General features: G+C 57.6%; 21 protein-coding genes, 1 tRNA gene and 1 pseudogene. 15 read left to right on the top strand and 8 right to left on the bottom strand.

The window, feature by feature from the left end; all coding sequences use genetic code 11:
• The first annotated feature begins 6 nt into the window (after positions 1 to 6).
• Both BK662_RS26865 and BK662_RS26860 read left to right on the top strand, forming a co-directional pair.
• Positions 7 to 957 (top strand): alpha-E domain-containing protein, encoded by a 951-nt coding sequence (locus tag BK662_RS26865; RefSeq protein WP_047531601.1) that lies wholly within the window; start codon positions 7 to 9, stop codon positions 955 to 957.
• Positions 954 to 1,763, top strand: coding sequence for a transglutaminase family protein (locus BK662_RS26860; protein WP_123360078.1), 810 nt, complete (start codon positions 954 to 956; stop codon positions 1,761 to 1,763). The genes BK662_RS26865 and BK662_RS26860 overlap by 4 nt, the downstream gene beginning before the upstream one ends.
• A 122-nt stretch (positions 1,764 to 1,885) precedes the next feature.
• Here BK662_RS26860 and BK662_RS26855 read toward each other — a convergent pair whose 3' ends face one another.
• Entirely contained in the window at positions 1,886 to 2,707 is an 822-nt protein-coding gene (locus tag BK662_RS26855; protein ID WP_123360077.1) for a c-type cytochrome, read from the bottom strand.
• Positions 2,708 to 3,353: 646 nt separating this feature from the next.
• Here BK662_RS26855 and BK662_RS26845 point away from each other — a divergent pair.
• The 3 genes from BK662_RS26845 (at position 3,354) to BK662_RS26835 (ending at position 7,584) form a co-directional block, all read left to right on the top strand.
• On the top strand, positions 3,354 to 4,559 hold the full coding sequence (locus BK662_RS26845) for an acetyl-CoA C-acetyltransferase (RefSeq protein ID WP_123360075.1): 1,206 nt from the start codon (positions 3,354 to 3,356) through the stop codon (positions 4,557 to 4,559).
• A 38-nt stretch (positions 4,560 to 4,597) separates the two neighbouring features.
• Entirely contained in the window at positions 4,598 to 6,742 is a 2,145-nt protein-coding gene (locus BK662_RS26840) for a 3-hydroxyacyl-CoA dehydrogenase NAD-binding domain-containing protein (protein ID WP_123360074.1), read from the top strand.
• A 107-nt stretch (positions 6,743 to 6,849) separates the two neighbouring features.
• Positions 6,850 to 7,584, top strand: coding sequence for an amidotransferase (locus tag BK662_RS26835; protein WP_123360073.1), 735 nt, complete (start codon positions 6,850 to 6,852; stop codon positions 7,582 to 7,584).
• Positions 7,585 to 7,697: 113 nt separating this feature from the next.
• Here BK662_RS26835 and BK662_RS26830 read toward each other — a convergent pair whose 3' ends face one another.
• The 3 genes from BK662_RS26830 to BK662_RS26820 all read right to left on the bottom strand — a co-directional run bounded on the left by BK662_RS26830 (position 7,698) and on the right by BK662_RS26820 (position 10,441).
• Positions 7,698 to 8,669, bottom strand: coding sequence for a magnesium and cobalt transport protein CorA (locus BK662_RS26830; RefSeq protein ID WP_123360072.1), 972 nt, complete (start codon positions 8,667 to 8,669; stop codon positions 7,698 to 7,700).
• A 145-nt stretch (positions 8,670 to 8,814) separates the two neighbouring features.
• On the bottom strand, positions 8,815 to 9,537 hold the full coding sequence (locus BK662_RS26825; protein ID WP_038979796.1) for a lysophospholipid acyltransferase family protein: 723 nt from the start codon (positions 9,535 to 9,537) through the stop codon (positions 8,815 to 8,817).
• 214 nt (positions 9,538 to 9,751) lie between these two features.
• The gene (locus tag BK662_RS26820; protein WP_123360071.1) at positions 9,752 to 10,441 is read right to left on the bottom strand and encodes a crotonase/enoyl-CoA hydratase family protein; all 690 of its coding nucleotides are present in this window, start codon (positions 10,439 to 10,441) and stop codon (positions 9,752 to 9,754) included.
• A gap of 308 nt (positions 10,442 to 10,749) precedes the next feature.
• On the opposite strand from BK662_RS26820, the gene BK662_RS26815 reads away from it, so the two are divergent.
• The 3 genes from BK662_RS26815 (at position 10,750) to BK662_RS26810 (ending at position 11,335) form a co-directional block, all read left to right on the top strand.
• Positions 10,750 to 10,839, top strand: a tRNA-Ser gene (locus BK662_RS26815).
• A gap of 71 nt (positions 10,840 to 10,910) precedes the next feature.
• Positions 10,911 to 11,033 carry a hypothetical protein gene (locus BK662_RS35565; protein ID WP_259695961.1) on the top strand — a complete coding sequence of 41 codons (123 nt, stop codon included), beginning with the start codon at positions 10,911 to 10,913 and terminating at the stop codon, positions 11,031 to 11,033.
• A gap of 119 nt (positions 11,034 to 11,152) precedes the next feature.
• Positions 11,153 to 11,335 (top strand): hypothetical protein, encoded by a 183-nt coding sequence (locus BK662_RS26810; RefSeq protein ID WP_123360070.1) that lies wholly within the window; start codon positions 11,153 to 11,155, stop codon positions 11,333 to 11,335.
• Here BK662_RS26810 and BK662_RS26805 read toward each other — a convergent pair.
• Together BK662_RS26805 and BK662_RS26800 are read right to left on the bottom strand one after the other, a co-directional pair.
• Positions 11,332 to 11,587 (bottom strand): annotated as a pseudogene (locus tag BK662_RS26805) (Fis family transcriptional regulator). The gene BK662_RS26810 and the pseudogene BK662_RS26805 sit on opposite strands and share 4 nt — an antisense overlap.
• 130 nt (positions 11,588 to 11,717) lie before the next feature.
• Positions 11,718 to 11,987, bottom strand: a complete 270-nt coding sequence (locus BK662_RS26800) for a short-chain dehydrogenase (RefSeq protein ID WP_123360069.1) — start codon at positions 11,985 to 11,987, stop codon at positions 11,718 to 11,720.
• Positions 11,988 to 12,476: 489 nt separating this feature from the next.
• On the opposite strand from BK662_RS26800, the gene BK662_RS26795 reads away from it, so the two are divergent.
• From BK662_RS26795 to BK662_RS26770, 7 genes are all read left to right on the top strand, one after another.
• Positions 12,477 to 12,797, top strand: a complete 321-nt coding sequence (locus BK662_RS26795; RefSeq protein ID WP_007902143.1) for a YbjQ family protein — start codon at positions 12,477 to 12,479, stop codon at positions 12,795 to 12,797.
• 220 nt (positions 12,798 to 13,017) lie between these two features.
• The gene (locus tag BK662_RS35560) at positions 13,018 to 13,212 is read left to right on the top strand and encodes a hypothetical protein (RefSeq protein ID WP_008072999.1); all 195 of its coding nucleotides are present in this window, start codon (positions 13,018 to 13,020) and stop codon (positions 13,210 to 13,212) included.
• Between the two features lie 349 nt (positions 13,213 to 13,561).
• On the top strand, positions 13,562 to 13,927 hold the full coding sequence (locus BK662_RS26785) for a glycine zipper domain-containing protein (protein WP_123360068.1): 366 nt from the start codon (positions 13,562 to 13,564) through the stop codon (positions 13,925 to 13,927).
• Positions 13,928 to 14,114: 187 nt separating this feature from the next.
• On the top strand, positions 14,115 to 14,540 hold the full coding sequence (locus BK662_RS26780) for a glycine zipper domain-containing protein (protein ID WP_123360067.1): 426 nt from the start codon (positions 14,115 to 14,117) through the stop codon (positions 14,538 to 14,540).
• Positions 14,541 to 14,674: 134 nt separating this feature from the next.
• Complete coding sequence (locus BK662_RS34940) at positions 14,675 to 14,842, top strand: hypothetical protein (protein WP_185047192.1); 168 nt, start codon at positions 14,675 to 14,677, stop codon at positions 14,840 to 14,842.
• Between the two features lie 108 nt (positions 14,843 to 14,950).
• Positions 14,951 to 15,175, top strand: coding sequence for a hypothetical protein (locus BK662_RS26775; protein ID WP_123360066.1), 225 nt, complete (start codon positions 14,951 to 14,953; stop codon positions 15,173 to 15,175).
• Between the two features lie 101 nt (positions 15,176 to 15,276).
• Positions 15,277 to 15,642, top strand: coding sequence for a hypothetical protein (locus BK662_RS26770; protein WP_123360065.1), 366 nt, complete (start codon positions 15,277 to 15,279; stop codon positions 15,640 to 15,642).
• A 151-nt stretch (positions 15,643 to 15,793) separates the two neighbouring features.
• Here BK662_RS26770 and BK662_RS26765 read toward each other — a convergent pair whose 3' ends face one another.
• Positions 15,794 to 16,204 carry a hypothetical protein gene (locus tag BK662_RS26765; protein ID WP_123360064.1) on the bottom strand — a complete coding sequence of 137 codons (411 nt, stop codon included), beginning with the start codon at positions 16,202 to 16,204 and terminating at the stop codon, positions 15,794 to 15,796.
• Between the two features lie 2 nt (positions 16,205 to 16,206).
• Positions 16,207 to 21,075, bottom strand: a complete 4,869-nt coding sequence (locus BK662_RS26760; RefSeq protein ID WP_123360063.1) for an RHS repeat-associated core domain-containing protein — start codon at positions 21,073 to 21,075, stop codon at positions 16,207 to 16,209.
• Between the last annotated feature and the right edge of the window lie 28 nt (positions 21,076 to 21,103).

The following is a 21,103-nucleotide window of genomic DNA, read 5'->3' as shown; positions in this document are numbered from 1 at the left end:
CCTGCCATGTTAAGTAGAACTGCCTCGGATCTGTATTGGATGTCGCGTTACCTGGAGCGGGCGGAAAACCTCGCACGGATGCTCGACATCAGTTATTCGCTGTCACTGATGCCTCAGGACGGTCGTGGCGATGGTTTGCACGAACTCGCCATGCCGCTGCTGATCACCGGCACGCTGGACGATTACCTGGAGCGTCACGGCGAACTGCATGCCGAACGGCTGCTGCATTTTTTTGCTTTGGATGCGGCCAACCCTGCGAGCATCTACAGCTGCCTCGGTGCCGCGCGAGCCAGCGCCCATGCGGTGCGTGGGCGAATCACCGCCGACATGTGGGAAAACATCAACGCCACCTGGCTGGAAATTCGCGGGATCGCCGAACAGGGCTTGAGTCGCTACGGCATGAGCCGTTTCTGTGAGTGGATCAAGGAACGTTCCCACCTGTTCCGCGGCGCGTCCTACGGCACCATCATGCGTAACGACGCGTTCCGGTTCATTCGTCTGGGCACCTTTATCGAAAGGGCTGACAACACCTTGCGTCTGCTCGACGCCCGTTACGAAATGGCTGGTGATCAGGCCGAAGCGGTCAGCGACGGCACGGCTCACGCCTACTACCAGTGGAGTGCTTTGCTGCGAGCGCTATCGTCGTTCGAGGCCTATACCGAGATCTATCGCGACGCCCCCGGCGCCCGGCATGTGGCCGAGTTGTTGCTTCTGCGCGCCGACGTGCCGCGATCCCTGCGCGCCTGCACCGAAGAAATCGACCAGATCCTCGCCCAGTTGCCGGGGGCCAACGGCCGTCCCGCGCAACGCCTGGCCGCGGAAATGGACGCACGCCTGCGCTACACCGGTATCAACGAAATCCTCGACGAAGGCCTGCACGCCTGGCTGACCGAGTTCATCCCGCTGGTGCGCCAGTTGGGCAATGCCATACACAGTTCCTACCTGGAGGCTGCATGAGACTTTCCATTAGCCACGAGACCACCTATCACTACGAAGATCAGGTGCGGGCGAGCATCCAGTACCTGCGACTGACCCCCCATGACAGCGAGCGCCAGCACGTGCTCAGCTGGCAGCTCGACCTGCCACGCCCGGTGCGCGCGCAACTCGATCCGTTCGGCAACATTCTGCATGTGCTGACCCTGGACGAACCTCACGAGGCAATCATCATCGGCGCCCGAGGGCAGGTGGACATCGACGAATTGCGCGAAGCCGAGCATGAAAGCCAGTCGGCGCTGCCGTTCCTGCGCTTCACGCGCCTGACCGAAGCCGACGAAGCGCTGCGCGCATTCGCCGACAAGGCCTGCAAACAACGCCGGGATCGTACGGCGCTGATCGATTTGATGCATGGCCTGAACCAGCACATGACCTACACGCCGGGTTCCACCGAAGTAGACACCAGCGCCGCCCAGGCTTTCGCCGGGCGTTCCGGTGTCTGCCAGGACCACACCCATGCATTTCTCGCCTGCGCCCGCAGCCTGGGCATTCCCTCGCGTTATGTGTCGGGGTATTTGTACAGCGAGAACAGCGAACACCTGGCCAGTCACGCCTGGGCTGAAGCCTGGCTGGATGACGCCTGGTACAGCTTCGACGTGACCAACGAACTGGCCCGCCCGGAGCGTCACCTGAAACTGGCTGTGGGCCTCGACTACCTGGACGCCTGTCCGGTGCGCGGCATGCGCCGTGGTGGTGGGTGCGAACAGATGCATGCGAAGGTGTTTGTGTCACCGACGCCGGTGCCGGTGATCTCCGTCCAACAGCAGTAATCCGGGATTTCACAAATCCCCTGTGGGAGCGAGCCTGCTCGCGATAGCGGTGTGTCAGCTACAGATTTACTGACTGAACATCCGCTATCGCGAGCAGGCTCGCTCCCACAAGGGGATTGGTGTCAAGGCTTCACCTTCCGTCCCGCCATATGCTTCAAATACCCCACCAACAATTCCAGATCCCCCTCCGGCAACACCGTCGTGGCGAACGCCGGCATCTTCGCCTGTGGCCACTGGCGCAAGCTCTGCGGATCACGAATGTAGCGCTTGAGGAAATCCGCGCCGAAGTACTCGGTCGGGTTGAACGGAATATTCAGGTCCGGCCCGAACTGCGCATCCCCTGCGCCGTTCAATCGATGACAGGCCAGGCAGTTCTTCTGAAACAGCGCAAAGCCCTTGTTCACCGGATCGTCCGCCTTCAGCGCAGGATCAGGCAGCAGGGCAGGGAAGCGCTCGGCCACCGGGGCCATGCGCTTGATGCTGGCGACTTCGAACGGCCATTGCTCGGGGCTGATATTGCCCGCTTGTGGATCGGTCCAGACCAGATAAAACGGCCCCGCACTGTGCTTGCCCTCTGACAGCGGCGGCCACGGCTTGGCCGGGTCTTCAATCGCTAGCCAAGCCTGCGCGCCCTGGGTATTGAGCAATGGCGCGGCGGCCAGTTCGGCGGCAAAACCGTCCAGGGCAACGGCTTGCAGATGATCGTCAGGCTTGATACCCGTCAACAACGCCGCCAAGGGCACGGCGCGATAGCTCATGTCCCGTTTGTAGGAAGCGTCGTTAGTGATCGTGATGGTCTGAACCTGAGGATGCTTGAGCAATTGCTCGGTCTGCCAGGTGCGAGAACTCGCGCCCAGCTCAAGAGTGAGCTGTGCGGCAGACAGAGGCATGCTGAGCAGCAAGGCCCCAAATAGAGTGAGCGCTTTCAAGTGATCGCCGTCCATGTCGTGGAAGTGCCGCAAAGGTTGGCACAGCCGCGCTGACCCGGGTAGCGAGCCAATCACATTTTTATCAGGCGAAATGAAAACCCTGATGCCCGATCAGCCAATCACCTTGGTCAGGTTCGGCAAAATCAACAACAGTGTAGTGGCGAATAGAATGAGCCCGGCTTGACGAACTTTCGAATGCTTGAACATGGCTTGACCGCCTTTTTTGTTATTTCCTGATGCCTGCCTGCCTATCTCCATGACGGCAGAGCGCTGCACTTCCTTGTATGACGAGTGCCTCGGCAAAACCCGACGACAACTTCGTACAGGTTTACCTTAGGGCCCGCGTCACGATTGGCTTAGATCCATTTCGTATGTGCTGAGCACTCATCGCTTTTAAAAAGGTATGAGGCTTATGGCCAGCTTCTTGGGCGCCCGTTTGCTAGACAGCTTGGTGACTTGAATCGGTTTATCCGATAGCAGACTACCGTTCGTCTGAGCGTGACCGTCAACGCCAATGAGCGCTGTGGTCATTGAATCCACGGCTGCTCGGCATAAGGTGAGGGCATAAAGATCAGGGTCACACGGCCTCCTGTGGGCGCCGCCGAAGGCTGCGATCTTTTGATTTTTTTGATCTTCATTCACCGTCAGGTTCGAGGACGTCATGACCCAAGCTTTGATATTCGACGCGTTACGCACGCCCCGTGGCAAAGGCAAGGCCAATGGCACGTTGCACAGCGTCAAGCCAGTGAATCTGGTGGCCGGGCTACTGACGGCGCTGCAACAGCGCACGTCCCTGGACACCAGTCAGGTCGATGATGTGGTGCTCGGCTGCGTGACGCCCATCGGCGATCAAGGTTCCGACATCGCCAAGACCGCCACGCAGGTGGCCGATTGGGACGTCAGCGTGGCGGGTATGCAGCTCAATCGCTTCTGCGCGTCGGGGCTGGAAGCGGTGAACCTCGGTGCGATGAAAGTGCGTTCCGGCTTCGAAGACCTGGTGGTGGTCGGTGGCGTCGAATCGATGTCGCGCGTGCCCATGGGCAGTGACGGCGGGGCCTGGGCGCTGGACCCGGAAACCAATTTTCACAACCACTTCACGCCTCAGGGCGTGGGTGCCGACCTGATCGCCACGATTGAAGGTTTCAGCCGTCAGGACGTCGATGCCTTCGCGTTGCACTCCCAGCAGAAGGCAGCGCGGGCGCGGGCGGACGGTTCGTTCAATAAGTCGCTGGTGCCGGTGCAAGACCAGAACGGCATCATTCTGCTCGATCACGATGAGTTCATTCGCGCTGAATCGACAATGGAAGGCCTGGGCAAGCTCAAGCCGAGTTTCGAAATGATCGGGCAAATGGGCTTCGACGCCACGGCATTGCGGGTTTACAGCCAGATCGAGCGGATCAACCACGTTCACACGCCGGGCAACAGTTCCGGGATCGTCGATGGCGCGGCGCTGATGCTGATCGGCTCCGAGGCCAAGGGCCGGGCGCTAGGCTTGCAGCCACGGGCGCGAATCGTCGCCACGGCGGTCACCAGCACCGATCCGACCATCATGCTCACCGGCCCGGCGCCGGCCACGCGCAAGGCGCTGGCCAAGGCCGGGCTACGGGTCGAAGACATTGACCTGTTCGAAGTCAACGAAGCGTTCGCCTCGGTGGTGCTCAAGTTCATCAAAGACATGGCCATCGACCCCGACAAGGTCAACGTCAACGGCGGCTCCATCGCCATGGGCCACCCGCTCGGCGCCACCGGCTGCGCGATTCTCGGCACGCTGCTCGATGAACTGGAAACCCGGCGCCTGCGCTATGGCCTGGCGACATTGTGTGTCGGCGGCGGCATGGGCATTGCCACCATCATCGAACGCCTCTGAGCATGACTTTAAGAAAATCTGACTCAAGGAAAATTGCCATGACCCCAGCCATCCGTTACGAAAAGGGTCAGGACCAGATCGTCGTCCTGACCATCGACATGCCGGGCCAGAGTGCCAACACCATGAACGCGGTCTACCGCGACGCCATGGCCACCTGCGTCGCCCGACTGGTCGCCGACAAGGACGCCATTGCCGGCGTGATCATCACCTCGGCCAAGAAGACTTTCTTCGCTGGCGGCGACCTCAATGAACTGATCAAGGTCGGCAAACCCGAAGCCAAAGCCTTTTACGACATGGTGCTGACCCTCAAGGGCCAACTGCGCACCCTGGAAACCCTCGGCAAACCGGTGGTCGCCGCCATTAACGGCGCGGCGCTCGGTGGCGGTTGGGAAATCTGCCTGGCCTGTCATCACCGCGTCGCGCTGGACAACCCGTCGGTACTGCTGGGTTTGCCGGAAGTCACTCTTGGCCTGTTGCCGGGCGGCGGCGGGGTAGTGCGCATGGTCCGCATGCTGGGCATCGAAAAAGCCCTGCCGTATCTGCTTGAAGGCAAGAAAATCCGGCCGCAACAGGCGTTACAGGCGCGGTTGATCGACGAGTTGGCAGCTGATCGCGATGAACTGATGGCCAAGGCGCGGGCGTGGATTGTCGCTCACCCGGTCGCTGTGCAGCGCTGGGACGTAAAGGGTTATCAGATTCCTGGCGGCACGCCGTCGGATCCGAAGCTCGCGCCGATGCTTGCTATCACGCCATCGATTCTGCGCAGCAAAACCCAGGGCTGTCTGCCCGCGCCGGAGAAAATCCTCTGCGCCGCGGTGGAAGGCGCCCAGGTGGATTTCGACACGGCGCACTTGATCGAAACCCGCTACTTCACCGAGCTGACCACCGGCCAGGTGTCGAAAAACCTCATTGGCACGTTCTGGTTTCAGCTCAATGAGATCAATGCCGGCGGCTCGCGGCCCCAAGGCATAGCGCATTACGTAACGAAGAAAGTCGGCGTGCTTGGCGCCGGGATGATGGGCGCGGGCATCGCGTTTGTCAGCGCATCGGCCGGCATCGACGTGGTGCTCAAAGACATTAACCTCGCCGCGGCAGAGAAGGGCAAGGCTCACTCGGCGGCGTTGCTGGACAAGAAGGTTGCGCGTGGTCAGTTAACCCGGGAGCAGCGCGAAGAGATTTTGGCGCGAATCCATGCCACCGAAAACGATACGGACCTGGCGGGTTGCGATCTGATTATTGAAGCGGTGTTTGAAGATCGCGAACTGAAGGCCAAGGTCTCATCGGCTGCGCAAACAGTCGTCGGCCCGGACGCGGTCATCGCCTCCAACACCTCGACCTTGCCGATCAGTGGCCTGGCCACCGCCGTGCCGGACCAGACGAAATTCATCGGCCTGCATTTCTTCAGCCCCGTGGAGAAAATGCCGTTGGTGGAAATCATCAAAGGTGTCCACACCAGCGACGAAACCCTGGCTCGCGGATTCGATTTCGTCCTGCAAATCAAGAAGACACCGATCGTGGTCAACGACAGTCGCGGCTTCTTTACCTCGCGGGTGTTCGGCACTTTCACCAACGAAGGCATTGCCATGCTCGGCGAAGGTGTGAACGCGCCGATGATCGAGACCGAAGCGCGCAAGGCCGGCATGCCTGTCGGGCCTCTGGCGATCTCCGACGAAGTTTCCCTCAGCCTCATGAGCCATATCCGCGAGCAAACCGCCAAAGACCTGCGAGCAGAAGGGAAACCCCTGATTGAGCATCCGGCGTTCGCCGTGATTGACTTGCTGCTCAAGGAATACAAGCGTCCGGGCAAGGCCGCTGGAGGTGGTTTCTATGATTACCCGGCCACAGGGCAGAAGCATTTGTGGCCAGAGTTAAAAGCCCGCTTCGAGAAAGTCGATGGACAGATTTCGCCGAAGGACATACGCGATCGACTGCTGTTCGTACAAGCCATCGAAACCGTGCGCTGTATGGAGGAGGGCGTGCTGACCTCGGCGGCGGATGCCAACGTTGGTTCGATCTTCGGCATCGGCTTCGCGGCCTGGACCGGCGGAGCGCTGCAGTTCATCAATCAGTACGGCGTGAAAGACTTCGTCGCCCGCGCCCAGTACCTGGCTGAGCAGTACGGCGAGCGCTTCACGCCGCCTGCGCTGCTGCTGGAGAAAGCCGCCAAAGACGGGTTGTTTTAAGGGATGTTCTAAGGGACCGATGACGCGCTCCGGGGCTTGCCTTGCCACTGTGTTTCAAGGCAGGCTCTGGGGTGTGCATTATTCCCTTCATGTGTCAGGTATTTTTTATGTCGTTACGCATCTGCATTCTGGAAACCGACATCCTGCGTCCGGAACTGGTCGATCAATATCAGGGTTACGGGCAGATGTTCCAGCGTCTGTTTTCGCAGCAACCCATCGCTGCCGAGTTCACCGTGTACAACGTGATGCAGGGCGATTATCCCAGCGATGACCTGATCTTCGATGCGTATCTGGTCACCGGCAGCAAGGCCGATTCCTTCGGCACCGACCCGTGGATTCAAACCCTCAAGACCTACCTGCTGAACCGCTACGAGCGCGGCGACAAACTGCTGGGTGTGTGCTTCGGCCATCAATTGCTGGCGCTACTGTTGGGCGGCAAGAGCGAGCGGGCGACCCAGGGTTGGGGCGTCGGCACCCACAACTATAAACTCGCGGCCAAGGCGCCATGGATGAGCCCGCTGAGGGAAGAGCTGACGTTGCTGATCAGCCACCAGGATCAGGTCACCGCGCTGCCGGAAAACGCTACGGTCATCGCCTCGAGCGATTTCTGTCCGTTCGCCGCGTACCACATCAACGATCAAGTGCTGTGCTTCCAGGGGCATCCGGAGTTCATTCACGATTACTCACGGGCGTTGCTGGATATCCGTCAGGAAGCGCTGGGCGAGCAGATTTATTCGAAAGGTATGGCGAGTCTTGAACACGAGCATCACGGCACTACCGTCGCAGAGTGGATGATGCGGTTTGTGGCGCACAAGCCTGAGGGTGAAGCGGTTAAACGCTAAAAGCTTCGCGAGCAAGCCCGCTCCCACGTTGGATCTGTGTCACGACGAAAATCCAATGTGGGAGCGGGCTTGAGCGAATGGGGGCAACCGGTTCTGACTGAAACCCCACGGTCTCACAACCATCCCGACCGCTTGAAACTCGCCCACAAACCGACACACCCAATGGTGATAAACCCCAATACCGCGAAATACCCGTAATGCCAACTCAACTCCGGCATGTTCTGGAAGTTCATCCCGTAGATCCCGGCCACCGCTGTCGGGAACGCCAGAATCGCTGCCCATGCCGCAAACTTGCGCTGCACCACGCTCTGCCGTGACGCCTCCAGCAACACCCCGACCTCGATGGTCTGGCTGGCAATGTCCGCCAGCGTCGTCAGGTCTTCCATCTGCCGCGTGACATGAATCTGCACATCACGGAAATACGGGCGCATGTTCTTGTCGATGAATGGAAAGCTCAGTTTCTGCAACTCTTCACCGATCTCCACCATCGGCGCCGCATACCGGCGTAAGCGCAATACATCGCGGCGCAGGCTGTGGAGTTTCTGGATGTCGCGCTCGTTCAGGGAACCGCACATAACGTTTTGTTCCAGCTCATCGATCTCGGTATGTATCGCTTCGCCCATCGGCTGGTAGTTTTCAATCACGAAATCGAGGATGGCATAAAGTACGAAATCTTCCCCATGCTCCAACAGCAGCGGTCGCGCCTCACAACGCTGTCGGACGTACGCGTAGGACGCCGAGTGACCATTACGAGCGGTAATGATGTAACCCTTGCCGGCGAAGATATGAGTCTCGATGAACTCCAGTTTGCCTTCATTGCGGATCGGCGAATACGTGACGATGAACAGGGCATCCCCGAAGGTTTCCAGCTTCGGTCGGCTGTGTTTTTCCAGGGCGTCTTCGATGGCCAGTTCGTGCAGGTTGAACTGACGTTGCAGGTTGAACAGCTCCTGGGCGTTCGGCTCTTCGAGGCCAATCCACACAAAGTGGCCAGGTTTGGCAGCCCAGGCAGCGCCTTCGTCGAGGGTGATATTGGTGACCTTCTTACCGGCGCTATAAACCGCAGCAGCAACGACTCTACCCATGATGGTGATTCACTTCTTATTAGCCGCTTTCTGTAAAGACTGGCGGTGCCAGGCAGGATTCAGCTTAACCTTGTCTGCTGCTTGAGAGTCAGCAAAATCTGTAGAGTTCGCAGGCAAAAGAAAACCCGCACAGGGCGGGTTTCTTTCAGGCGGCTTGCAGTTGCCGATCCATCGAGTCGATGCACTCGCGCATCTGCTCGCGGCACTGGGCGATCAGCATGGGCATGTCATCCAGACTCAATCCAGCCGTAGGAATCGCCGGCAGCGAACGGATCAGAATCTTCCCACTGCGCCAGCGGTTCAATCGCATGTGTTTGACGTAACTGCTGACACACACCGGCACGATGGGCACGCCCGCGGCAATCGCCATCTGGAACGCGCCTTTCTTGAACGGCAGCAGCTCTTCGCCGAGGTTGCGCGTGCCTTCCGGGAAGACCCAGATCGAGGTGTCTTCATGCTGCAAGGTGCGAGTAGTGGTCAGCATCGACTGGCGTGCCTTGTGCGCATTGCCGCGGTCAATCAACACATTGCCGGCCAGCCAGAACAACTGCCCGAACAGCGGCACCCACTTCAGGCTCTTCTTGCCGATGCACACGGTGCGACGGGGCACCACGTTACCGAACACAAACAAATCGTAGTTGGACTGGTGATTGGCAATGATCACGCAGCTGTCAGGCTTAGCCATCAACGGCCCGACGTCAGCCTTCACCCGCAAGCGCAAAATGCACATCGCCGGCCACGCGTACAGACGTGCGCATAAACGGCTGTTGTCCGGATTAAACGGCCGGCATAGACCGAGGATCACTCCAAGCACGCCGGCCAGAATAAAGTGCAAGCCCATCAATAACATACGAAACACAAACAGCATTTAAAGGGCCCACCGGGACAAAAGGTGGCGCAGTGTACGGATGTGCACTGTTTTCGGCAATTGCCGCTATAGAAGCGGGAGATGGCCGATGTTTGAGCGCATGTTTCCGACTTATGGGTCAGATGCGGTCTAGAGCGGTTGTAAGGTTTTAAACCAAACACGCAAGAAAAAGCCCGACACGACGGTCGGGCTTTTCGGTGCAACGCGTTCGGGCTTAACCCATATGCTCCTGATCCAGGATGATCGCGTTGTCCAGCGTCTCCAGCAGCGCCTTGCGCACTTTCAGTTTGGTGTTCTTGTGGGCGATCATGTTGAGCTTCTTCAACTGACGAGCCGCCGCCAGTGCTGCGCCTTGCAGCTCTTCGGCCGACACCACCACATCAAGGAAGCCGGCATCCACAGCACTCTGCGGATTGAACATCTCGGCATTAATCACCGCACGATGAAACGCCGACTTGCGCAGACGATCACGCGCCAGCTCGATACCGGCGTGGTGCATGGTCATGCCGATCTGCACTTCGTTCAGACCAATGCTGAACGGGCCATCGACACCAATGCGGTAGTCAGCCGACAACAGAATAAACGCACCCTTGGCCACCGCATGCCCAGGACAGGCCACGACCACCGGGAACGGGTGCGACAGCAGGCGACGAGCCAGCGTCGAACCGGCAGCCACCAGTGCAATCGCCTCTTTAGGGCCGGCCGTCATCACCTTCAAGTCATAGCCACCCGAAAAAATACCCGGCTGACTGGTAATGATCACCACCGCCCGATCCGCCACCGCCCGGTCCAGCGCAGCGTTGAACGCAACAATCACATCCGGCGAGATGGCATTGACCTTGCCATTGCTCAAGGTCAGGGTCGCGATACCGTCTTCGAGATGGTAGGAAATCAACTCACTCATGACGCCAATCCTTCTAATAAAGTAGGGCAGACGTTACCCACCGTCGTAGGTCAGGTAAAGCGCCGTGACTGACTCACCAGTCACCCTTTCTCCGCCCGCCAGGCGTAGTCAGCCACGTCCGCCGCGCATTGGCTTCTATATAGAAGGGGAGGCGAAGCCGGAGATTGGCAGGTTTGCCATACCCTTGAACGGCACGAAAGGGTTAACGGAGTTAACCGCATGAAAATTCTGAAAAAAATGTTTGCCATCAGAAAAGCTTTCGACTACATTAGCGCGCCTCGACAGACAGAACATGTTTGACGAGATACGGTGAAGTGTCCGAGTGGCTTAAGGAGCACGCCTGGAAAGTGTGTATACAGGAAACTGTATCGAGAGTTCGAATCTCTCCTTCACCGCCAAATTCGATGTAACCCAAACCCCTGATTTCGAGAGAAGTCAGGGGTTTTGTGGTTTCTGGTGTCTGGATTTCATGCATATCGGCATCAGCGAAGGCGCTTCCGAAATTGATGTAGGAAGATTGATTGACGTGTGGGAAGCAATGCTGGAAAGCCAGATGGTTGGGGGCTTTTATCGGTTTTTGCACCTCATATGAGTTGCACTGTGAGGAGTATTGGTTTTGCGCCTTCAGGGTGCAAAATGACTCAAAGGGCAGCAGACAAGAAGCGCCCCATTATCTGTAACGGACGCGCACACGTTATGCAGGAGTTCACCATGAAACAGGCGGAGCTGAAAAAGGTTCGCGTGGAAATCGTCAAGCTGATGGCTGAACAGCACAAGCTCAACGCCGAAGCTGGCAAGATGACCTGTGAGATTTTTTGGTATCCGGTAGGCGTTGCGACTGGCCTGATCGTGACGGTGGCAACTATTACTGCGGTGTTGATCAAGCTTCTCTAATCCCTACAGGACTCGAGATTAGGGGCTTGGTTTTCTGAGGGGGCAGGGGCCAATGTCATGCTTGAGTTATTTTGATCGAGTGCCCAATCCACTGCGGTGCCGCTTGTATGCATCTGCTCGGCAAGGGTTCAGCTTCGTAGCCTCAGCAATTTGCCAGGAAATGACGCGCTTGAGAGCTGCAGCGGAAACCTCTTCCGCAAGACCTTGCGCGGCAAGGAAGTCATCGAAGTCAGATCCGATATGCTTATTCATCTTTTGTGCCTCATAGTTTTTCTTTGCACTGTTTGGCGGTTACCGAATTTATTTTCGGGTTTGTTGGCACGCAAAGCTCCTGTCGCTAACACCAAAATGGGCGACTGTCTGGTCGCCCATTTCTTATTTATCAATCCGGCATTTTATCCAGCCTCCGCCCAATTACATCCAGCACATCACACCCATCCCGCAGTGGAATAGCGCAAAGCAACGCGAAGTCGCTAAGAATCACCGAGTCGCTGGCAATATCACCGCGCATTGCGAGGTTTTCCAGAACTTGAGTGACGGCGCGGATTCGATAGCCAGCTGCGTCGAGTAATATATGCAGAGGTTTTGTGGTGTCGACAAACAGCGTAGGTTGGTCGTCGGCGTTGCTGGTGAGGGCCATGTATTGCTGCATGAGTGATGCTCCAGATGAATTAGGGAGAACCACCACTCATTCGTCGCCAAACGAATAGGTGGCGGCTGTACGCAGGTTGGCGAACCGGGACAAAAGGAAAACCGGCAGACCCAAAGGTCTCCCGCGCACAGCTACCATGGAGCAGCTTATTGCGCGCAGAAGCGCTCCGCAAATTAACCTGGAGGCTTCTGCACTTTCGTCATCGAGTCGCCAAACCCGAGCCGCCATTTGGGCGACATCCAGACTATAGGCGTGCATTCCAAACCAGAGCAATGCGCGAACGGCGTGTGGCTTCCGAACGATATGTAGGACTTGTCTCCTTTTCGGGTACGACCTTTTCAAACCGCCCTCAAAGCCCCATTTTAGGTGAGTTCAGCCCCCCTGTTAGACTGCCAAACCCTCGACGGTAATCGATCTCTATACTCAATTCTCGCGCCGTTTTCCCCGTCGTTTCACCCTATCGACGACAGCTCTGAACAAGGACATTTCATGATCACCACCACAACCCACACCATCGAAGGTCGGCAAATCACTGCATACCTGGACATCGTCAGCGCCGAGTCGGTGCAGGGCGTCAATGTGATCCGCGATCTGTTCGCCGGGATGCGGGATTTTTTCGGTGGTCGCTCTCAGACGTTGGAGCGGGCATTGAAGGATGCGCGGATTCAGGCGACCGATGAGATCAAGGAGCGGGCGCGGGCGCTTCAGGCGGATGCAGTGGTAGGGCTCGATTATGAGATCAGCATGCCGGCCGGCAAGGGTGGAATGGTGGTGGTGTTTGTGACTGGGACGGCGGTCAAATTGCGGTAAGTCGGTGTGAAAAAATCATGGGGGCGCCGTGCCAAGGGCGTACTCGTTTTGTTTGTTCGCCATCTGATTTTGTAGGAAGCAAGCGCTGGCCATTCGTCGGGCACGTAACAATCGGAATCACAAGTCCGGGAATGACCGACTAGTCTCAAAATCCTGGGTGGTCGATATTTTTCAGGCAAATAGGGCTTGCCGGTATCGACCCGTTGAGAGGAGCGAAGATATGACTGAGCCGTATATCGAAGACGACGGGGCGGAGTTTCCAATCAATAATTGCGTGCAGTGTGGTCAGACGGACTATGTGCCGAGCTTCGGTGAAGACCGTATCAAAATCAACAAAATCAAATCTACAGTGCCTCGAACTCGAGGGCCGAAATCGAAATTCATGCCCAAGCTGGGTGCGCCTTCCCGGAAGTAAACAGTGACTCGTATGAGCCCCGCCATTGAGCGGGGTTTCTTGTTTTTGAAGGGTAGAAAGCGTGGCTTGGAGGCCATGCGGGGAAACGTCCTACAACTTTGCGAGCGCTAGTGGTTTTTTTCACAAACTTTTCACACCCGCCTACGTAGTCTCAGCTCATCCGTTAGAAAGCAGTACCCTAGCCCGTCTCCCCAGCGGGCTTTTTTTTGCCTGTCATAAAACCTTTTCCATAAATGCTGTCCAACCGTCGCCAATGACGAGGTTGTTCCGTGTTTGTGTCTGGACTTTGCCTCCTCTAAAGCATTCAATCTCCGGCCTTTCGGTTTCCCCCTTTTTTGAGGTTCTCGTAATGCGTTTGACACTGCCTGCTCTGGTTCTGGGCCTTTTGGTTGCTCAAGGTGCGATGGCTGCCGGTGATGGCACTGCCGCACTCGGTGGTGGTCTGGGTGGCGCGATGGGTAATGTGGTCGGTCAGAAAATGGGCGGCAGCACAGGTGCAGCGATTGGTGCTGGCGTAGCGGGCGCAGCCGGCAGTGCTGTTGCAGCACGCAAAGGCAGCCGCACCAAAGCGGCCATCGGCGGCGGTGTCGGCGCGGCGGGCGGTTCTGTGATCGGCAACAGCCTGGGCGGTAAGACAGGGTCCACCATCGGCGCCGGCCTGGGTGGTGCATTGGGTGGCGGCGTGGGCAGCAATCTGTCCAAAAAGCGCCACTGATCCTAATGATCCGCTGAAAAAGCCCGGCTCTCGATGCCGGGCTTTTTCGTTTTGGAACGTTTCTCCCGCATGTGGCTCAAATCTCGTACAGTTGGTATTCGCTTTGCTGTTTAACAGACGCAGAGGCCAGGCTGAGGCCTATCCGCGGCACGTTCTTCCCTCGATGCGGAAATTAGAGGTTCATATCATGCGTTTGACATTGTCCACGGTGGTTTTAGGACTTTTGGTCGCTCAGGGTGCAATGGCTGCCGGTGACGGCACCGCTGCAGTGGGCGGTGGTCTTGGTGGCGCGTTAGGTAACGTGGTCGGCGGTCAACTAGGCGGCAGCACAGGAGCGGCGGTTGGCGCTGGCGTCGGCGGTGCGGCAGGCAGCGCGGTTGGTGCGCGCAAGGGCAGTCGAACAGAAGCGGCTGTTGGCGGCGGTATCGGCGCAGCGGGCGGCTCGGTGATCGGCAATAGTTTGGGCGGCTCCACTGGTTCGACCATTGGCGCAGGCGTAGGCGGTGCAGCCGGTGGCGCGGTGGGCAGCAACCTGGGTAATGACAGCGGCAGCTCGCATTCAGGTGGCGGCAACTATAAACACAAGCATAAAAACAAGTACAAGCATCGCTAACTCGATATCGAGTTTCTTAGACAGTAGAAACCCGGCCCAGCGCCGGGTTTTTCGTTTCTGTCAGTAGGGCTCAGGAACGTTTGCCCGTGGGACGCCTCGAACGTCATACACCCCTGAACGTTGTGAGGCATGTCATGACTCCGGAAGCCGAAGGCATGGAAGATGAAGGTCCGAACGATCCTGGCAACGAAGATCCGGGATCTCTGATGGATGACGCCACGGTGCCGCTCAACGATGCCGATGATGCAGGCGATGTGGGCAATTGTGAGTACGACGAATACGACGAGGAAGATGACGAGTGACAAGGATTTGCGGTCGGGCCGACCGATCGTCCCTCTGATCGAACCGTGTCTATCGTGTTGTCCTCGAAATGTCAGGATCTGCTTTTCAGGTCCATTGAGAGGTGCGTTATGAACGCTGATCCAAAAGACTCCGATATCGACGACGATACCCCCGAATATCCGCTGCCTTCACCCACCGACTCCCTGAGTCGCGATCAGCGCCCGCCCGACGATGACGACACCGGCGTGGAGCAGGTGCCCACCGATACCGATGATGTGAAGCGCGGGGATGTGGAAGCCAATCCCGATGACCCGGACATTGCCGGTGACGATCTATCGGGAGAACCGAGCTGAAGCCTGCGCAGCGATCCATCGCCGCCCGTCGATTGCGCGGCACCTTTAAAAAGCGACCGCTGCCAGACATCAGGTAAAGCACTCTTTTAAGGAGGTGCGCCATGATCAGGTCAAAACTGACGACCCTGACAGTGGTCGGCTTATTGTCGATCAGTTCATTGACGGCGTTTGCTCAATCTTCTGGCCGCGATGCGCCGGTCGACAAGGGCGGGATGCCACCTTACTCGGAAATGAATGCAGGTACCTCGGACGGGAAGGCGCCGCCACCGGACACCATTGGTGGTGGGAATGGCGGCGATGCCAGTGGAAGTAGCACCAGCCCGGGGAAGGGGAGTGGGTCGATGAGCGAGGGAGGTTCGATGGAGAGTGGTTCTGGAAGTGGGTCTGGAGAGTCAGGTGATTTTAAAATTGATGAGAGCGGTGGTGGAGCGGAAAATGGAGGTAAAACCGGTGGTTCTGGCGGTTAAGTCAGAGTGTTTACTGTAGAACTGAGCCCAGCGTCGAGCTGGGCTTTGGATGTTTTTCACAGACGTCACTGATGCTTGACGCATTTGCTCGATGAGCGTGTTGCGTGAGTTTATGATTCTATGTTGTTGGTTGTTTTATTGAGTATTATCTTCAGGTTTTTTTTTGCGTTGTAATAATTAATGACTCGATCCATTTTTTATAGAATGTCTTTTGCTCTTCAATGTTGCTAGTAATATTTTCGTCTTCGTAGTCGAAAATTCGTACTATGTCCTCTTCTTCGCCAGGTTTTCCAAGTTTAAGTTCGTATGCGACTAAACCGCTAGACATTTGGGACGACATTCGTGAAGGATGAACATTTAATTTGGCTCCTTTGCACAGAAATTTTATCTCAGGGTAGTCGGCTCTTAACATGCCAAAGCATACGTAAAGGTCATAGGCGGTATAAGTTTTTTTTAAACCACTTTGCATTGTAAATGTGAGTGTCGGTTTTTTTCTGTCGCATTCGAGTGTGGCCCTTTCTATGATCCCATGATTGTTTATTAAAATTTCTATTGTTTTCATGGTTACTTCCTGAAAGGGTTGGGTATTGAGTAGCCCTTATAGCTACCATCATCGTAGATGGGGGTGACGCCCACGATGTCGTGATTTTTTATTCCTCCTGGGAACGCTATCTCATCCTCACGTCGATGTGGTGACATCATGCCCAATTCTTTATTTACATCGATGCCGCGAATGTTTTTCAGCACATATATATAGCCGTCAGCAAGACCGTAGCCTGTGGCAAACTTTTTTGCCTCTTTTTCGTTTGTCGTAGTGCTGACAAAGTAACTGGGAGGGCTTCTGTTATCTGATGCATGCAAATACAGATCTGTACTGTCTCCCAAGGGTTCAAATTCTGCCTCAAAAATTTCCCATGGTTCTCGGTCGTCACCACGGTATAAATAATAGTTCTCTTGTTTTGGATTTGGGGTTCCGGGCTCCCCCTCATCAACTCCCACCTTGCCCGCCGGATCCTCATCCCCAAACGACGGCTTCTTACACCCGTCCCTCCCAGGACAATCACTCAACCCCAACGGATCAACCCAACCCGCCGGATTGCGCGTGTACTGATAGCCGTTTAACCCACCCGCCAATTTGCTCGGGTCCGGCGTCAGATACCGCCCGACATCCGGATTGTAGTAGCGATGCCGGTTGTAGTGCAGGCCGGTTTCCGCGTCGAAATACTGCCCTTGAAAGCGCAGCGGCTGATCGAGAACCTGGTGAGTGTCGCGGTTTAGGCGAGTGAGGCGGCCATAGGCGGTGTATCGGGCGGCCCAGATGATGTCGCCGCTGTAGTCGGTGAGTTCTTGCGGTGTGCCGAGGTGGTCGAGTTGGTAGTAGAACGGGCACGCTTGGCGCGGTCCTTTGCCGTCGAGCATGACCAGTGGACGGAAGGTTCCGGGTTCGTAGATGTAGCTGCGATGGTGATCCTGGCTGTGTTCGGCGACGAGGTGGTCGCCTTGCCAGAAAAATTCGGTGGTTTTGCCGTCGACGGTTTTGCTGATACGGCGGCCGAAGGCGTCGTAGCGGTAAGTCGCTTGGCTGCCATTGGGCAAGGTGGCGCCGATCAACCGGTGCTGGCAGTCGTAGCGGTATTCGGTGACGAGTTTTTGCGCGGTGCCGCGGCGTTCGCGAATCAGGTTGCCGAAGGCGTCGTAGTCGTAATGCCGGTCGCCTTGCATCAGCAGGCGATTACCCAGCACCTTCGCGGCGCCAGGACGGTCCTGCATCAGCAGGTTACCGGCCGGGTCGTGGGCGAAGCTTTCCGGCGATTGGTCGCGGGAATGGTGGACGCGGATCAGGCGGTCGAGCGGGTCGTACTGGTAACTGCGCTGACCGTGGCGGGTATCGGCAATATGCTCGAGATTGCCATTGGCGCTGTAGGCGTAGTCGCGACGGTACAGCGGATGTTGATGTTGGCTGACGGCATGGGCTTTCAGCCGGCCCTGGTCGTCGTAGGCATATTCGCTGAGCAACAGACCTTGTTGGCGGTTTTGTTCGCGACCGAAGGCAAACTGGTGGGTGGTGAGGCGTGTGCCGTTGAGGTCAATGGCCGTCAGCGCGCCGCCCTTGGCGTGGTGATAATCGAGTTTGCTGTTGTCCGGCAGGCGCAGGTGGTTGAGCTGGCCGCAGGCGTCGTAGCGGTAACGCAAGGTGCCCCAACTTTGGTGCTCGGTGATCAGCCTGTCCTGGGTGTCGTATTCGAATTCCAGCGGATGGTCGTGGCCGTCGTCGACACTGACCAGTCGGCCGAGGCGGTCGTAGCAGTACTTGACCTTGACGCCGTCGGGCAAGGTCTTGACCATCAGGCGTCCGACCGAATCCCGTTGATACCCCGTAACCAGCGGGGAGTCGTCATCGCCAAACTCGGTTTTCTCCTGCAGGTGGCCGTTAAGGTCGTAGCTATAAGCGGTGCGGCGGCCGTCGAAGCCGGTTTCCTGTCGGATCAGGCCGTTGGGCGTGTAATCCAGCCGATATTTTTCACCGGATTCGTTTTCGATTTCCGTGAGCCGTAACTGCGCGTTGTCGTAGCGATAACGCAGTTGCGTTCCATCGGGGTTGATGCGGCGGCTGACAAGGTGCAAATCGTCGGCGTATTCATAGCGAGTGACGCGGCCCAGTTCATCGCGTTCGGCGGTGATCTTGCCATAGGCGTTGTAACTAAAGGCGCGGCTAGCGCCAGTAGGCAAAATCGTCTGGAGCAGTCGGCCGACGGTATCCCATTGGTACTGGGTGAGCGCACCGTGTTCGTCCTGACGGGTCGTCTGCCGGCCTAGCGCGTCGTAGGAAAAGCGCCTCTGACCACCGTCCGGCAAGGTCTCTTCGAGTAGTTGTCCCAGCCCGTTCCGGATGAAGACATGCCGGCCGTTGTCCGGGAAGCGGATCGACAGCAAACGCCCCTGAGTGTCGTAGTGATAGTGAGTGACCTGGCCATCCGGATCGGTGGCTTCGGTGACATCCCCCTGAGCATTGCGCTGATATTTCCACACCGCTTTGCCGCGATAGCGTGCATGCAGGAAACCATTGCGATATTCGTAGGATGTTGGCTCGTCTTGCGGCGGAATCAGCGCCACCAACCTTCCGACTTCGTCGTAGCGGTATTCGGTGACGGCCCCGAGCGGATCCTGCTCTGCAATCAGCCGACCCTGATCGTCATAGGCCTTGAGGTGTTCGCCACCGTCCAGCTCGACCTTGCGCACGAGCCGCGCCCGGTCATCGTGGACGTAAACCTCTTCGCTGCCATCGATGTTCTGGACCGTGACGCTGCCCTGATCATCCCAGATGTACCGCGTGTCCATCTGTGAAAACGACGCCCAATGCCGCACGCATCGCGCTGCCTTGCCAGACCGTTCCCACTCCCAGAAGAAACTCGCGCCACCGGCCAGTTGCCGCTGCAGAATCACGTGCCGATCGTCGTAGTCGTAACGCTCGCTCTCGCCAGCGGCGTTAGTCGCTTCGATCAAGCGTTGGCGGGCGTCGTAGCGATAGAAAACCAGCGTCTGCTCTGTACGCCACGCTTCGCCCAAGGTATCGCTGGAATGAAACGACTGGTATTCGACGGAGACGAGGTGCCTGCGCTCGTAGCACAACAGCAACGAACGACCAGCGCCGTTATCGAGGCGTTGAATGCGCTCCTGACGGTCGCGGGTGATATGGAGGCGGTTGTTGTAGGCGTCGCTGATCGCCGTCAACCGACCGTTATGAAAGTGATAAAAACGCGCGTCGCCGCCGGCCTGGGCGAGGATCAGTTCTTCCGGGGCATCGCCGAGATAAATCGCCGCCCGCGACAGGATGTTGTGGATCACCGGGCGCTCGACGCTCGGCAGCGGAAACGTCGTACGACGGTTTTCATGGTCGACCCAGACGACCTGTTCATCGTCCAGCTCCAACCGCTGCGCCAGCGAATGGCTCCAGCCCCAGCCCAGCCCGCAATCGATCTCCACCGCGCTGGTGCGGTAGAGCCGGGTGAAGTCGAACGGTAGGATTCCGTCCAGCGAACCGTCGGTCAGGGTCAGCAGTTCTTCACCGGTGACCATCGACACCGGACAGTTGTTGGTGCAGGTCAGTGCCGCGCAATCGGCACTGTCGCCATTGGGGTTTTTTGCCTGATTCGGTGCGTCGTCGTGAGGTTTGTGACGCCCCAGCCGGGTCATCGCGTCGGACTTGTCGCGAGCAATGGCAACCGGATTGTTTACCCGCACAACCGGTGAGTCGCCGGTGTTGATCTGTAACGGAACTGTCGGTGCCGGTTTCAGTGGTGCATTGCGCGCGCTGACCACGAGCGGTTTGAGCGCGCCAGCGTGGGCTGTCAGGTCAGATCTGGCCGTCAGTTCTGCCAGCCGCAAACTGGCCGCCGCCAACCACTGGCGGGCCTGCCGGGACTTGATCTTGTCCAATACTTTGGCGCTCATGCCGAGCTTCAGGCCCGTGGGGCCAGTGAGGCGCACCAGCAGGAAACTGATCAACAGTTCTGTACGAATTTGCGCCACGACTTCGGCGATGTACTGCGGCGGAAGCATCCTCAGCCAACTGGTAAAGGCCGCGAGATGGATGAACATCAACGGCTCATCGCTCAACATCAGCAACACATTGGCGATGGCTTCAGACGAGGCATTCAGCAGCGTCTCAAGCTCGCCTTGGGTCAGGTACTCAAGGAGTTTTTCGCTGTTGGTTTGCAGGTCTGCCACCAGGGCGTAGACCTGCTTCACGTCATCCCACAAACCGTGCAGCGTGCGCTCGAAGCCGCGCCAGTCGGCCTGTTGCAGCAGGCCGTAGCGCTGGGTAAACCCTGCCTCGGAAAAACCTGCCCATAAGGGCTGAAATTCATTCGTCCATTCATTGCGCAACCAGCCTTCCAGCTCACCGATCACGTCTTGATAGGAGGCGTAGAGCGCTTTGATGTGCTCAGTGGAAACATTGGGAAAGAAGGTGATGCGATAGCGCTGGCCGCGCCAGCATTCGGGGATTTCGAGGATGCCGCTGGGGCCGATGGTTTCGTGGATGGGCTTGCCGAACGTCAGTTCACCATTACGCTGCGAGATAACCGGTTCGAGCATCACCGGCGTATTGCCGATCGGCACGAAACGCGCGGCTTCAAACAGGTGCATCAGGGTCAATGGACCGCTGGCCGGGCACATGGCGAGCGTCGAACTGACAGGGGTTGTGGAGTCCTTCGGTGCGCTGAGCCGGACTTCGTTACCGACCTTGAACACCTGCTCGACATTCAGCGCCCCACCGGTCCAGAAGTTTTCCGCCCAGGCCTCGTAGTCGTTAAGACAGAGTCGAAAATCGCCGAGCAACGCTTCGACGTCCGGCTGCTCGGGATTCATGGCGGCGACCACCAGCAGACCGATGGCGTTGTTCAAGGCCAGGACCTTGTCAGGTTCGAACATTCGCAATCCCTCGCGCTGATCAATTAGG

This window comes from Pseudomonas frederiksbergensis (genome assembly GCF_003732275.1).
GTDB lineage: Bacteria > Pseudomonadota > Gammaproteobacteria > Pseudomonadales > Pseudomonadaceae > Aquipseudomonas > Aquipseudomonas frederiksbergensis_H.
The sequence above is the reverse complement of the archived record's forward strand: the minus strand, read 5'-3'. Positions and strand labels throughout refer to the sequence as shown.